This window comes from Hydrogenophaga sp., from assembly GCF_025699295.1.
In the GTDB taxonomy this organism is placed as follows: Bacteria; Pseudomonadota; Gammaproteobacteria; order Burkholderiales; family Burkholderiaceae_C; genus Hydrogenophaga.
In genome coordinates this window covers 41,729-55,383 of record NZ_JAILWB010000024.1, presented here as the reverse complement: position 1 = coordinate 55,383, position 13,655 = coordinate 41,729, and the positions used below count along the sequence as shown (strand labels likewise).

Genomic DNA, 13,655 nt, shown 5'->3' with positions numbered 1-13,655 from the left:
GTCAAGACCGTCAACCGGGCGTGCGGGCGGGGGACTTGACCACTGCATAGCGCTGCAATGTGCGCTCGCGTGCCTCGGCGTGGTCGACAACCGGACGCGGGTAGGTCTTGCCCAGCACCACGCCTGCGGCCGCCAGTTCGATCTCGTTGGCCTTCCAGGGCGCGTGGATGGCGGCATCGGGCAAGCCGGCAAGCTGGGGCAGGTAGCGGCGGATGAACTTGCCGCCCGGGTCGAACTTCTCGCTTTGCGTGACGGGGTTGAAGATGCGGAACCAGGGTTGCGCGTCGCAGCCGCTGGAGCTGGCCCATTGCCAGCCGCCGTTGTTGGCTGCGAGGTCGAAGTCGATCAGATGGTCGGCAAAGTAGCGCTCGCCCCACTGCCAGTGGATGCCGAGGTCCTTCACCAGAAAGCTCGCCACCACCATGCGCAGGCGGTTGTGCATGTAGCCAGTCTGGTTGATCTGGGCCATGGCCGCATCCACCAGCGGGTAGCCGGTGCGGCCCTCGCACCAGGCGGCGAACAATTCCTTCGCGTGTTTGCCGTGCTCGAACTTGATGTGGTCGTATTCGGGCTTGAACGCCTTGTCCACCACGTGCGGGAAGTTGGCTAGCACCTGGTGGTAGAAGTCGCGCCAGATCAGTTCGGACAGCCAGGTGCTCGCGCCTGTGATGCCTTGCAGGTGCATCTGGTACGCCACCGAGGCGAGTTGGCGGATCGAGATGGTGCCGAAGCGCAGGTGCACGCTGAGGTAGCTCGGCCCCTTGATGGCGGGAAAGTTGCGCGCCTCGTCATAGCGCTCGATGCGGTCCACGAAGTCCTCGAACAGCCGCTGCGCGCCGCTGGCGCCCACTGGCACCGGCAGGTGGGCGAGGTTGCTGCGTTCGAAACCGAGGTCTGCCAGCGTCGGTACCGGCCGCGCGTGTCCGGCCGGCACACTGGCGAGTGTTGCCGCGTACGCTGCCACGGGGTAGCTCTTCAGATGGAAGGGTGTGACCGCCTTGAGCCAGGCGTTCCTGTAGGGCGTGAACACGCCAAACGCATGACCGGCCTGCGTGAGCACCTCGCGCCGTTCGAAGATGACGTGGTCCTTGTGGCTGTGCAGCAGGATCCCGGCGTGCGCCAGATCGCCAAACACCCGGGCGTCGCGCGCCAGTGCGGCGGGCTCGTCGTCGTGGTTGGCAAACACCGCCTGCACGCCCAGTCGCTGCGCCAGCGCGGGCACCGCCTGCGCCGCCGCCGCGTGCAGCACGATCAGGCCCGCGCCGTCCACGCGGTGTTCGCGGCCCAGCTCACGCAGCCGCCCATCGAGTTCCACCAGGGATTCGCGGATGAACTCCACCCGCCGGTCGGCCTTGAGACCGCGTTCCAGCAGCGGGGTCAGGATGTCGGGGTCGAAGACGAACACACACCACACCTGCCGGCACACCTTGAGCGCGTGGTACAGCGCCGCGTTGTCCTGTGCGCGCAGGTCGCGGCGGAACCACATCAGACCTTTGTCGTAGCTGTTCATGGGGCAGGGCGGGTTTCCCCCTGCCAGACGAAGGCCAGCAGAGTCGGCGGCTTAAAATCGCGCCATGTCCGCTGATTCTGCCTCCATCAACCTGACCAATCACTTTCTGATTGCGATGCCCGGCCTCAGCGACGAGCTTTTCGGCCGCAGCGTGGTGTTCATGTGCGAGCACAGCGAACGCGGTGCCCTGGGACTGGTGATCAACAAGCCCAGCGACATTCAGCTCTCCCGCCTGTTCGAGAAGGTCGACCTGCCCATGGGGCGCGACGACCTGGCCAGGTTGCCCGTGTTCCAGGGCGGTCCGGTGCAGACCGAGCGCGGCTTCGTGCTGCACGAGGCGGTTTCAGGCGAAGGCGAGTCGGTCTATGCGTCCACCCTGTCCATTCCCGGCGGCCTGGAGATGACCACGTCCAAGGACGTGCTGGAGGCGATGGCCTCGGGCGCCGGTCCGCGCCGGGTGTTCGTGTCGCTGGGCTATGCGTCCTGGGGCCAGGGCCAGCTCGAATCGGAGATCACCGAGAACAGCTGGCTCACCGTGGAAGCCGACCCGAGCCTGATCTTCGACACGCCGGTGGCCGAGCGCTACGAGCGCGCCATGGCCCTGCTGGGCCTGCAGCCCTGGATGCTTTCCCCTGACGCGGGGCACGCATGAGTGTTTCGGCGCCCGATGTCCCGGCGCACTGCCAGACATTCCTCGCCTTCGATTTCGGCCTCAAGCGCACCGGGGTGGCAACGGGAAACCGCCTCACCCGCAGTGCCACGCCGCAGCCCACCATCGCCGCCGAGGGCGACGCGCGTTTTGCACAAGTTGCATTGCGCCTGAAGGAATGGCAGCCTGACGCGCTGGTCGTCGGCGTGCCCTTCCACCCGGACGGAGCCGCCCACGAGAACACCGCACGCGCGCAGAAGTTCGCGCGCCAGCTGCGCGGCCGCCATGGCCTGCCGGTGTTCGAGGTCGACGAACGCTACAGCACGACCGAGGCGCACAGCCTGGGCGCGAAAGACGCCGATGCCGCATCGGCCTGCATCATCCTGGAACAGTTCTTGAGGAGCCTGCCTTGACGCCCGATCCATTGCCCGACGCCGAGGCGCTCTATGCCGAACTCGTGCGCGGGGTGAAGCAGTTGCTGGCAGCCTCGCCCGACCCGGTGACGCTGGTCGGCATCACCTCGGGCGGTGCCTGGCTGGGCGAGCGCCTGCAGCGCGACCTGGGGTTGCCCGGTCCGGCGGGCGTGATCTCCTCCAGCATGCACCGCGACGACTTCGCGCAGCGCGGCCTGGCATCGAGCGCGCAAACCGTGCTGCCCTTCGACGTGAACGGCGCGCATGTGCTGCTGGTCGACGACGTGCTGCACACCGGGCGCACGCTGCGCGCCGTGATCAACGAGCTCTACGACTACGGCCGCCCGGCCAGCGTGCGCCTGGCGGTGCTGGTCGACCGCGGCGGGCGCGAGCTGCCGATCGAGCCCAACGTGTGTGCCGCGCGCGTCGAGGTGCCGTCGGGCAGCTCGCTCGAACTCGCGCGCGACGAGGCCAGCGGCCGCCTGAGCTTCGTGCTGGAAACCAAGGAAGCCTGACCGTGCAACGCAAGAATCCCCAGCTCAACAAGAACGGTGAACTCATTCACCTGCTCTCCACCGAGGGGCTGTCGCGCGACATCCTCACGCAGATCCTGGACACCGCGGCCAACTTCACGAGCGTGAGCAACCGCGAGGTCAAGAAGGTGCCTCTGCTGCGCGGCAAGAGCGTCTTCAACCTGTTCTTCGAGAACAGCACGCGCACACGCACCACCTTCGAGATCGCGGCCACGCGCCTGTCGGCCGACGTGATCAACCTCGACATCGCGCGCAGTTCCACGGCCAAGGGTGAATCCCTGCTCGACACCATCGCCAACCTCAGCGCGATGGCGGCCGACATCTTCGTCGTGCGCCACAGCGAGTCGGGCGCGCCCTACCTGATCGCGCAGCACGTGGCGCCGCACGTGCACGTGGTCAACGCCGGTGACGGGCGCCACGCGCACCCCACGCAGGGGTTGCTCGACATGTACACCATCCGCCACTACAAGCAGGACTTCACCCGGCTGTCGGTGGCCATCGTGGGCGACGTGCTGCATTCACGCGTGGCGCGTTCCGACATCCACGCCCTCACCACCCTGGGCTGTCCCGACGTGCGTGTGGTCGGCCCGCGCACCCTGGTGCCTGGTGACCTCTCGCACATGGGTGTGCGCGTGTGCCACACGCTGGAAGAAGGCATCAAGGACTGCGACGTCGTCATCACGCTGCGGCTGCAGAACGAGCGCATGAGCGGGGCCCTGCTGCCTTCGAGCCAGGAGTACTTCAAGAGCTTTGGCCTCACGCCCGAGCGCCTGCGCTGGGCGAAGCCCGATGCGATCGTGATGCACCCGGGCCCGATCAACCGGGGCGTGGAAATCGATTCGGCAGTCGTTGACGGCCCGCAGAGCGTGATCCTTCCGCAGGTGACGTATGGCATTGCGGTGCGCATGGCCGTGATGTCCATCGTCGCGAGCAACGAGGCCTGAACCATGAAGATCCTGATCCAGAACGGCCGCGTCATGGACCCGGCCACCGGTCGCGACGAGATGGCCGACGTGGCGATCGCCGCCGGCCGCATCATCGCCATCGGCAACGTGGCACCCGATTTCCACGCCAGCCGCATCATCGACGCCACCGGTTGCGTGGTCGCGCCCGGCCTGGTGGACCTGGCGGTGCGCCTGCGTGAACCCGGCCAGGAACACGCCGGCATGCTCGAGAGCGAAATGGCCGCCGCCGTGGCCGGTGGTGTCACTTCGCTGGTCTGTCCGCCCGACACCGACCCGGTGCTGGACGAGCCCGGCCTGGTCGACATGCTCAAGTTCCGCGCCGAGAAGCTGCACCTGGCGCGCGTGTTCCCGCTGGGCGCGCTCACGCGTGGCCTGCAGGGCGAGGTGCTGACCGAGATGGCCGAGCTCACCGAGTCCGGCTGCATCGGCTTCGGCCAGGCCGAGGTGCCCATCGTCAACGTGCAGGTGCTGCAGCGCGCGCTGCAGTACGCGGCCACCTTCGGCTACACGGTGTGGCTGCGGCCGCAGGACTTCTGGCTCGGCAAGGGCGTGGCGGCCAGCGGACCGCTGGCCACGCGCCTGGGCCTGGCCGGCGTTCCCGCCGCGGCCGAAACCATTGCGCTGCACACCCTGTTCGAACTCATGCGCGGCGCGCAGGGCAAGGCGCGCGTGCACCTGTGCCGCATCAGCAGCGCGGCGGGGCTGGCGCTGGTGCGCCAGGCCAAGGCCGAGGGCCTGCTCGTGACCTGCGACGTGAGCGTGCACAACCTGCACCTGACGGACGTGGACATCGGCTTCTACGACAGCCGCCTGCGCCTGCAGCCGCCGGTGCGCCAGCAGCGCGACCGCGACGCGCTGCGCGCTGGCCTGGCCGACGGCACCATCGACGCGCTGGTGTCCGACCACAACCCGGTGGACAGCGACGCCAAGACACTGCCCTTTGCCGAGGCCGAACCCGGAGCCACCGCGGTGGAGCTGCTGCTGGGCCTGGCCTGCACCTGGGCGCAGCAGGAAGGCCTGGGCCTGATGCAGGCGCTCGCCGTGCTCACCAGCGGCCCGCAGAGCGTGCTGGGTGCCAGCCTGGGCACGCTGCAGGCCAGCGTGGGGCGCATGGCGGTGGGCGGCGTGGCCGATCTCTGCATCTTCGACACCAGCGCGAGCTGGACGGTGCGGCCCGAAACGCTGCGCAGCCAGGGCAAGCACACGCCCTTCGGTGGCCACGAGTTGCCGGTGAGCGTGCGTGCCACGCTGGTGGGGGGGCAGGTGGCGCACCAGGCGGCGGACGCAGGCGAACGGGCAGCCCACGCGTGAAGCTGTTGCGCGCGTTCTCGCGCGCCCTGCGCGCCACCGCCCACGTGGTGCGCGGGCTGTGGACCATCCGCACCGAGTTCGGTCGGCTCACGCCATCCCAGACACAGTTCCTGGTGCGCGAATGGACGCGGCGCATGCTGGTGATCCTGGGCGTGGACCTGGTGGTGCAGGGCACGCCGCCCGAGCAGGGGCCATTGCTGCAGGTGGCCAATCACGTGTCCTGGCTGGACATCCTCGTCATGAACGCCGCGCGCCCGAGCCGCTTCGTCTCCAAATCGGATGCCCGGCGCTGGCCGCTGCTGGGTTCGCTGATCACCGGCGCGGGCACGCTCTACATCGAGCGGAGCAACCGCCGCGCCGCCATGCGCATGGTGCACCACATGGCCGAACGGCTCGAATCTGGTGACATCCTGTCGGTGTTTCCCGAAGGCACAACGGGCGACGGCAGCGAGATGCTGCCCTTCCATGCCAACTTGCTGCAGGCGGCCATCGCGGCCAGAGCCCCGGTGCTGCCGGTGGGCTTGCGGTTCGAGGACAGCCAGCGTGGCGGGCCGCATGCCGCGCCGGTGTATGTGGGCGACACCACGCTGATCGCTTCCATATGGGCCACGCTGAGCGCCGATCACCTGCGGGCGGTGGTGCAGTACGGCGTGCCGCAAAAAGACCAGGGGCGCGACCGCCGCGCCTGGGCCAATGACCTGCGCACCGAGGTCGATCGTCTGCGCAAGCTTTGAGGATGTAGAGCGCCCTCAGCTGTCGGACGCCTGTGGCTTCTGCAGGCGCCGGTACAGCATGCCGCGCGAGACCCCCAGCGCGCGCGCGGCCTTGGCAATGTTGCCGCCGCACGCGGCCAGCGTGGATTCGATCAGCCGCTGCTTGTGGTCGAGCAGGGTGGCCCGCGCGCTGTCGGGCACCGTGCCGGGTGCTGGTGTGGTGATCGGCGTCGCAGGCGGGGGTTGCGCCGTCGACACCCCGGCAGGCGGAGCCGGCCGCGCGAGGGACGGCACGGCCACGGCGTGCCTGAAGTCGGCGCCATCGCGGGCGGTGAGCGTGGCCTTCATCCACACGCCCAGGCCGTTGGGCAGGTGCAGGGTCTGCACCTGCGCCTGGCGGGGCAGGGCAAGCAGGTGTTGCAACGGCGCACCGAACACCTCGTCCACGGTGGGACGGCCCTCCATGCGGCAGCCGGTGAGGCGGCGGCCAGCGCCATTGAGCCACAGCACCCGTCCGCTGCTGTCGATGCCGGCCAGCGCCTCCATCGGCGTGCCGAGCAGGGTCGGGCTGGCCTGGAAGTGCAGCACCAGGTGCTCGACCGATTGCAGCTGCAGCAGGCGGTTCTCGATCGTGGTGGCGTACATGCCCACCACCGAGGCAGCGTCGAAGTGGAAACGCCCGGCCTCGACCGACACGTCGAGCACGCCCGCGAGCTGGCCGTGGATGTCGCGGATTGGCGCGGCCGCGCAGTGCACCGACTGCAGGCACTGGAAGAAGTGCTCGGCGCCGGAGACGGTGCAGGCCTCGCCGGTGCGCACCACGATGCCGGGCGCGTTGGTGCCGATCTGGCTTTCGGCGATGTTCACGCCGACCCGCGAGGCGGTCCTGAGCAACGGCTGCTGGCTCACCTGCGGCAACTGCGTGGCATGGATCACCACGCCCTGCGCGTCGGTGAGCAGCACGCGGCAGTCGGTGCCGCGCAGCGCGGCTTCCATGTTGTCGAGTTCGAGGTTGCCCGCCTGCAGCAACTGGCGGTTGCGGTTCAGGCTGGCGTGAGCCCGGCTGCGCGAGACCTGCTCGAAGCTCACCATGTCGGTGGGCTGATGGCGGGCCGAGGCGCAGCGCAGCCACGACTGGATCACCGCTTCACCCACCAGGCCCGAGGGGCGCGCGCCTTCGTCGAAGAACCGCTGCCGTGCCAGCGCGGTGCGCTGTTCGGTGGTCTGGAAGAAGAGCTGGCGCGGCGCGTGCGCCTGCCCGTTGACGGGGTGGGGCATGGGATGGGTCCTGCGGGGTGTCTCCCCGGTCAGTATCCGTTTCAACACCCGGGCAGGGCATGCGGGTATGCCCTTGTTCGCCAGCGCCAGGTGTTCCACGCCGGAACACATCGGGTACAGGGAAATCCCGAAGATGAAACGCGCGGCGCCCAGCGAGAAGATGGAGAAGCTGCACCGGGCTCGCCTGGTGCGGCCGCCCCACAACAGGTCTGCACGCGGCAGGCACTACAAGGAGACACGATGAATCCGACACCCCTCGCCTCAGCCAGGTGCCGCGCGGCCGCCTGCCTGTTCGCCGCGCTGGCGCTCAGCGGTGCCGCGTTCGCGCAATCACCGGCCAAAGGTTCGCCTGGCCACATCAAGGCCGCGGTCGGCCAGGTCAACGCGGCGTTCATGAAGGGCAACGCGAAGCAGACACCCGACTGGCCCAGCTACGGTCTGGACTACGCCGAGACGCGCCACTCGAAACTGAAGCAGATCAGCACTGCCAACGTGAAGGACCTGGGCCTGGTCTGGTCCTACAACCTCGAATCGAAACGCGGCGTGGAGTCCACGCCGCTGGTGGTCGACGGCATCATGTACGTCACCGCCTCCTGGAGCATCGTGCACGCGGTGGACGTGCGCACCGGCAAACGCATCTGGACCTTTGATCCTCAGGTCTCGCGCGAGGCGGGCTACAAGGGCTGCTGCGACGTGGTCAACCGCGGCGTGGCGCTGCACGAGGGCAAGGTGTTCGTCGCGGCCTACGACGGCCGCCTGATCGCGCTGGACGCAGCCACCGGCGCCAAGGTGTGGGAAAAGGACACCATCATCGACCGCAAGTTCAGCTACACCATCACCGGCGCACCGCGCGTCTTCAAGGGCAAGGTGATCATCGGCAACGGCGGCGCCGAATACGGCGTGCGCGGCTACATCACCGCCTACGACGCGAAGACCGGCGAGCAGAAGTGGCGCTGGTTCACGGTGCCTGGCGACCCGAGCAAGCCGTTCGAGGACGAGTCCATGGCCAAGGCCGCCAAGACCTGGGATCCCGCCGGCAAGTGGTGGGAGGCCGGTGGCGGCGGCACGGCCTGGGACGCCATGGCGTTCGACCCCGAACTCAACCTGATGTACATCGGCACCGGCAACGGTTCGCCCTGGGCACACAAGAAACGCAGCCCGGCCGGTGGCGACAACCTCTACCTCGCTTCCATCGTCGCGCTCAACCCCGACACCGGCAAGTACGTCTGGCACTACCAGGAGACGCCGGGTGACAACTGGGACTTCACCTCCACGCAACCCATGATCCTGGCCGACCTCATGCTGGACGGCAAGAAGCGCAAGGTGGTGATGCATGCACCGAAGAACGGCTTCTTCTTCATCATCGACCGCACCAACGGCCAGTTCATCTCGGCGAAGAATTTCGTCGACGTGAACTGGGCCACCGGCTACGACAAGAATGGCCGCCCGATCGAGACCGACATCGCGCGCGTGGCCGACCGTCCGCGCGAGATCATCCCCAGTGCCTTCGGCGCGCGCAACTGGCATTCCATGTCGTACAACCCGGCCACCGGACTGGTTTACATGCCGGTGCAGGGCGTGCCCATCACGCTGATGGACAACAAGGACTGGAAGTTCAACGCCGAACGACCGGGTGAACCGCACAGCGGCATGGGCTGGAACCTGGCCACCTTCGCCAACGTGGAGCCGCCCACCAGCAAACCCTTTGGCCGGCTGGTGGCCTGGGACCCGGTCAAGCAGAAGGCTGCCTGGACGCAGGAGCAGATCTCGCCCTGGAATGGCGGCACGCTCACCACCGCCGGCAACCTGGTGTTCCAGGGCACGGCCGACGGGCGTTTCATCGCTTACAACGCCACCACCGGCGAGAAGCTGTGGGAAACGCCCACCGGCACCGGCGTGATCGCCGCACCGTCGACCTACCTGGTGGACGGCAAGCAGTATGTGTCGATCGCGGTCGGCTGGGGCGGCGTGTACGGCCTGGCCCAGCGCGCCACCGACCGCCAGGGCCCGGGCACGGTCTACACCTTTGCCGTGGGCGGCAAGGCCGAGCCGCCGGCCTTCGTGAACTACCAGCTCGGCAAGCTGGTGGCCGGTGTGAAGTACGACCCGGCCCACGTGCCCGATGGCACCGCGCTGTACGTGAGCAACTGCGTGTTCTGCCATGGCGTGCCCGGCGTGGACCGCGGCGGCAACATCCCCAACCTGGGCTACATGGATGCCTCCTTCATCGAGAACCTCGACAAGTTCGTGTTCAACGGCCCGGCCTCGGCGCGAGGCATGCCCGATTTCACCGGCAAACTCAGCCCCGACGATGTTCAGAAGATCAAGGCGTTCATTCAAGGTACGGCCGATGCCATTCGGCCGAAGAACTGACCGGTGGCGGCTGGTTGCCAGCAGTCTGCTGCTGGCCAGCGGCCTCGCTTCTGCACAGACACTGCCCGAGCGTGAGGACACCGCCGGCGCGCTTGCACCGGTCCTGGTCACCGGTGATGGCGCCTGGCAGCGACGCTGGCTCGCGCCCGGCTCGGTCGAGGTCGTCGATGGCGAGGAACTGCGCGCGGGTCAGTTGCAGATCAATCTGTCCGAAGGCCTGGGCCGCGTGCCCGGTCTGGTGGTGCGCAACCGCCAGAACTTCGCGCAGGACCTGCAGATTTCCGTGCGTGGCTTCGGCGCACGCGCGCCCTTCGGCGTGCGCGGTGTGCGCCTGTTCGTGGACGGCATTCCCGCCAGCGCACCCGACGGGCAGGGCCAGGCGGCGAACTTCCCCATCGGCAGCGCCGAGCGCATCGAGGTCATTCGTGGGCCGTTTTCCGTGCTGTACGGCACATCGGCCGGTGGCGTGATCACGCTCTACACGCAGGACGGCGCGCGCCCCACCGAGTGGCGCACCGGCCTGGCCGGTGGTGCCAACGGCCTGTGGCGCCTGTCCACCCAGCTCAGCGGCCAGACCGGCGCGGCGGGGCAGCCCGGCTGGTCGTACACGCTCGATGCCGGCAAGTTCGCCACCGACGGCGAGCGGGCGCAGTCGGCCGCCTCGCGCAGCACCGGCAACCTCAAGCTCGCGCGCAGCCACGAGGGCGGGCGCACCGTGCTCGTGCTCAACCGCCAGAGCAGCGTGGCGCAAGATCCGCTTGGCCTCACCCGCGCCGATTTCGATGCCGACCCGGGTCAGACCACGACGGCGGCCACGCAGTTCAACACCCGCAAGAGCGTGTCGCAGACGCAGGCCGGCCTGGCCTGGGAGCAGGCGCTGGGCGATGGACACCGCATCGAGCTCATGGGCTATGGCGGGCAGCGCCAGGTGCGCCAGTTCCTCGCCGTGCCCACCGGTGCGCAGATACCGGCCGGCAGTGGTGGCGGCGTGATCGACCTCGCGCGCGATTACTGGGGCCTGAACGCGCGCTGGCGGCTCGACCGGCGCTACGACAGCGGACGGCTCACCGTGGCCACCGGCCTCGCGGCCGACCGGCAGACCGAGGACCGCCTGGGCTACGAGAACTTCGTCGGCACCACGCTGGGCGTGCAGGGCAATCTGCGGCGCGACGAGACCAACCGCGCCAGCACGCTCGACCCCTATGTGCAGGCCGAGTGGCGCACCGACGCCACCACGCTGATGGCGGGTCTGCGGCATTCGCGTGTGCGCTTTTCGTCGGCCGACCGCTACATCGTCGCCGGCAACCCCGACGACAGCGGCGAGGTGAGGTTCGACGGCTTCAGCCCGGTGCTGGGCGTGCGGCGCGAAATCACGCCGCAGCTGCAGGCCTTCGCCAGCGTGGGGCGCGGACTGGAGACGCCCACGCTCAACGAAGTGGCCTACCGCGCCTCGGGCCTGACCGGCCTGAACCCCGCGCTGAACGCCTCGCGCAGCCAGAGCGCCGAAGCCGGCCTGCGGGGCAGGTACGGCTGGGGCAGCTGGAGCGCCACCTTGTTCGAGACACGCACGCGCGACGAGATCGTGGTGCTGTCCAACAGCGGCGGCCGCTCCACCTTTCAGAACGCGGGGCGCACGCGCCGCCACGGGCTGGAGGTTGCGGGCCTGCTGCAATGGGGCAGGCTCACAGTGACGCCGTCCTTCACCTGGATGGACGCGCGCTACCGCGACGGTTTCCTCACCTGCGCGGGCACACCCTGCGCCACGCCCACCGTGCCGGTGGCGGCCGGCAACCGCATGCCGGGGCTGGCGCGCCAGCAGGCTTACCTGCAACTGGCCTGGGAGCCGGGCTGGGCGGGCAGCGTGTTCACGTTCGAAGCTCTGCACACCGGGCGCATGGCGGTCAACGACCGCAACACCGAGTTCGCTGCCGCCAGCACCGTGTTCAACCTGGGCGTGCGCTTCGAGCAGACCCGGGGCGACTGGACCTGGCGCGAGTTCCTGCGCGTCGACAACCTCACCGACCGCGCTTACGCCGGCTCGGTGATCGTCAACGAGGGCAATGGTCGCTACTACGAGCCCGGGGCGCGGCGCTCTGCGTACGTGGGGGTGGAACTGGTGCGGCGGTTCCGCTGACGTCAGCCCTTCTTCGCTCGGCTGAGCATCAACTCGGTGTTCACCTTGCGGTCCGCATTGACCTTCTGCACCGTGGGCCGCTCGGCGAGTTTCTTCAGGTAGTCGCGCACCGGCAGGTCGGCCAGGAAGTCGCGGCCGTAGATGATCTTTGTTGCGCTGCTCAGCAGCGGCAGGTGCACCGCGCCCGCGCAGTCGGCGAGCGTGAACGTCCCACCCGCCAGGAAGGGCGAGAACTTCGCCAGTTTGGCGAACGCCGCGATGTTCTTCTCCAGTTGCGGCGCGATCTTCTCTTTGGCGCTGTCGCTCACCTTGCCGCCGAAGAAGGCTTCGGGGTAGAGATTGCGCGCCACCAGCTCCAGGTGCAGCTCCAGGTAGCGCACGAGTTCGCGCACCTTCGCGGCCTCGAACGGGTCGGTCGGGATCAGCGGGTGCTGCGGGTAGGCCGACTCCAGGTAGTCCAGGATCACGGTGGATTCGGACATGGCGCCCGTGTCGGTCTTGAGGTAGGGCACCTTGCCCAGCGGGCTGCAGGCCTTGTCGGTTTCGCCGATCCAGGCCAGTTCTTCCTCGAACGGCAGGCCCTTTTCCAGCAGGGCGAGCTTGACCTTGTTGTAGTAGTTGCTGGCCGCGAAGCCGCAGAGTGTGAGCATGTCGTCTGTCTCCATTGAACGGGTTGTGGTCCCATCGTAGTCGCGGCGGGCCTTGCCCGGGCGTCCCGCAGTTGACGCGGCCCGGTGGGTAGAATCGGCCGCCATGCCTCTGACCCGTGCCACCCACCGTTTCGCTGCCTGGCTGGCCATGCTCGCCATGGTGCTGGGCGCGCTCGCGCCCACGGTGGCTCAGGCGGTTGTCGTGGCCCAGGGCGGCCAGGGCTGGGTGCAGGTCTGCAGCGCCAGCGGCATGGTCTGGGTACAGACCGATGCGCTCGAGGTCGCAGGCGAAGCCACGGGACAGAAGCCCATGGCCGACGCCTCCCGGCATTGCCCCTGGTGCAGCCTGCAGGGCGCCGCCGGCCTGCCGCCGGATGTTTCCCCGCAGTCGCTGGCCCCCGCGCCCCGTGCCGAACGGCCGCTGGCACCGCCGGTCGCGTCCGCTCCGTCCACGCACTGGCCCGCCGCGCCGTCGCGCGCGCCGCCGCAGGCCTGACGCCCTTTCGCGGTTCGTGTGGCCATCCGGTCGCGCGCGGCCGTCCTGCTCATTGCCTTGCGTTCGCACCCCGATGCGACCGGACGCCGGGCTACCCCCGATCCCTGTCTTCCCTCTCAAGGGCTGCTTCCATGAAACAACTGCTCATCTCCACCCTGCTGGCCGTCACCGCCGGCGCCTGGGCGCAAGCGCCCGCCGTGCACGTCGACGTGAAGGACGCCTGGGTGCGCGCCACCGTCGCGCAACAAAAGGCCACCGGCGCCTTCATGCAGCTCACCGCCCGCACCGACACCCGTGTCGTCGAGGCCCGTTCCCCCATCGCTGGCGTGGTGCAGATCCACGAAATGGCGATGGACAAGGACGTGATGCGCATGCGCGAACTCAGCGCCGGCCTGTCGCTGCCCGCGGGCCAACCGGTGGAACTCAAGCCCGGTGGCTACCACGTGATGCTCCTGGACCTCAAGGGCCAGGTGAAGGCCGGCGACGTGGTGCCCGTGACGCTGGTGCTCGAAGACCGGGACGGCCAGCGCTCGACGCTGGAGGTCAAGGCCACCGCCCGTGCGCTCAATGCCAAGGCGCCTTCGGCGGCTGCGGCTGCCGCTGACGACCACGGCAAGCACAAGCACTGAG

13 protein-coding genes are annotated in these 13,655 nt (G+C 68.8%); 10 read left to right on the top strand and 3 right to left on the bottom strand.

Annotated features, from left to right (window positions below):
- Nucleotides 1–10: 10 nt before the first annotated feature.
- The gene (locus K5880_RS20815) at nucleotides 11–1,510 is read right to left on the bottom strand and encodes a deoxyribodipyrimidine photo-lyase (protein ID WP_297657035.1); all 1,500 of its coding nucleotides are present in this window, start codon (nucleotides 1,508–1,510) and stop codon (nucleotides 11–13) included.
- Nucleotides 1,511–1,574: 64 nt separating this feature from the next.
- Here K5880_RS20815 and K5880_RS20810 point away from each other — a divergent pair, with 64 nt between their 5' ends.
- The 6 genes from K5880_RS20810 to K5880_RS20785 are packed head-to-tail and all read left to right on the top strand — an operon-like array spanning nucleotide 1,575 to nucleotide 6,115.
- A complete protein-coding gene (locus K5880_RS20810) occupies nucleotides 1,575–2,162 on the top strand; it encodes a YqgE/AlgH family protein (protein ID WP_297657032.1) in 588 nt (195 codons plus the stop codon).
- Nucleotides 2,159–2,572, top strand: a complete 414-nt coding sequence (gene ruvX / locus K5880_RS20805; protein ID WP_297657029.1) for a Holliday junction resolvase RuvX — start codon at nucleotides 2,159–2,161, stop codon at nucleotides 2,570–2,572. The genes K5880_RS20810 and ruvX overlap by 4 nt, the downstream gene beginning before the upstream one ends.
- Nucleotides 2,569–3,087 carry a bifunctional pyr operon transcriptional regulator/uracil phosphoribosyltransferase PyrR gene (gene pyrR, locus K5880_RS20800; RefSeq protein ID WP_297657026.1) on the top strand — a complete coding sequence of 173 codons (519 nt, stop codon included), beginning with the start codon at nucleotides 2,569–2,571 and terminating at the stop codon, nucleotides 3,085–3,087. Before ruvX ends, pyrR begins: the two co-directional genes overlap by 4 nt.
- Nucleotides 3,084–4,049, top strand: coding sequence for an aspartate carbamoyltransferase catalytic subunit (locus K5880_RS20795; protein WP_297657077.1), 966 nt, complete (start codon nucleotides 3,084–3,086; stop codon nucleotides 4,047–4,049). Before pyrR ends, K5880_RS20795 begins: the two co-directional genes overlap by 4 nt.
- A 3-nt stretch (nucleotides 4,050–4,052) precedes the next feature.
- Complete coding sequence (locus K5880_RS20790) at nucleotides 4,053–5,381, top strand: dihydroorotase (RefSeq protein WP_297657023.1); 1,329 nt, start codon at nucleotides 4,053–4,055, stop codon at nucleotides 5,379–5,381.
- Nucleotides 5,378–6,115: a lysophospholipid acyltransferase family protein gene (locus tag K5880_RS20785; protein WP_297657020.1), complete on the top strand. Its 738-nt coding sequence runs from the start codon at nucleotides 5,378–5,380 to the stop codon at nucleotides 6,113–6,115. Before K5880_RS20790 ends, K5880_RS20785 begins: the two co-directional genes overlap by 4 nt.
- 15 nt (nucleotides 6,116–6,130) lie before the next feature.
- On the opposite strand, the gene K5880_RS20780 is transcribed toward K5880_RS20785, so the two are convergent.
- A complete protein-coding gene (locus K5880_RS20780; protein ID WP_297657017.1) occupies nucleotides 6,131–7,372 on the bottom strand; it encodes a helix-turn-helix domain-containing protein in 1,242 nt (413 codons plus the stop codon).
- 240 nt (nucleotides 7,373–7,612) lie between these two features.
- Here K5880_RS20780 and K5880_RS20775 point away from each other — a divergent pair, with 240 nt between their 5' ends.
- Together K5880_RS20775 and K5880_RS20770 are read left to right on the top strand one after the other, a co-directional pair.
- Complete coding sequence (locus tag K5880_RS20775; protein ID WP_297657014.1) at nucleotides 7,613–9,745, top strand: PQQ-dependent dehydrogenase, methanol/ethanol family; 2,133 nt, start codon at nucleotides 7,613–7,615, stop codon at nucleotides 9,743–9,745.
- On the top strand, nucleotides 9,723–11,879 hold the full coding sequence (locus K5880_RS20770; RefSeq protein ID WP_297657011.1) for a TonB-dependent receptor: 2,157 nt from the start codon (nucleotides 9,723–9,725) through the stop codon (nucleotides 11,877–11,879). Before K5880_RS20775 ends, K5880_RS20770 begins: the two co-directional genes overlap by 23 nt.
- A 2-nt stretch (nucleotides 11,880–11,881) precedes the next feature.
- On the opposite strand, the gene K5880_RS20765 is transcribed toward K5880_RS20770, so the two are convergent.
- Nucleotides 11,882–12,529, bottom strand: coding sequence for a glutathione S-transferase (locus K5880_RS20765; protein ID WP_297657008.1), 648 nt, complete (start codon nucleotides 12,527–12,529; stop codon nucleotides 11,882–11,884).
- 103 nt (nucleotides 12,530–12,632) lie between these two features.
- Between K5880_RS20765 and K5880_RS20760 the strand changes: the two genes are divergently transcribed.
- Nucleotides 12,633–13,025, top strand: coding sequence for a DUF2946 domain-containing protein (locus K5880_RS20760; protein ID WP_297657005.1), 393 nt, complete (start codon nucleotides 12,633–12,635; stop codon nucleotides 13,023–13,025).
- A gap of 131 nt (nucleotides 13,026–13,156) precedes the next feature.
- The gene (locus tag K5880_RS20755) at nucleotides 13,157–13,654 is read left to right on the top strand and encodes a copper chaperone PCu(A)C (protein WP_297657002.1); all 498 of its coding nucleotides are present in this window, start codon (nucleotides 13,157–13,159) and stop codon (nucleotides 13,652–13,654) included.
- Nucleotide 13,655 lies beyond the last annotated feature (1 nt).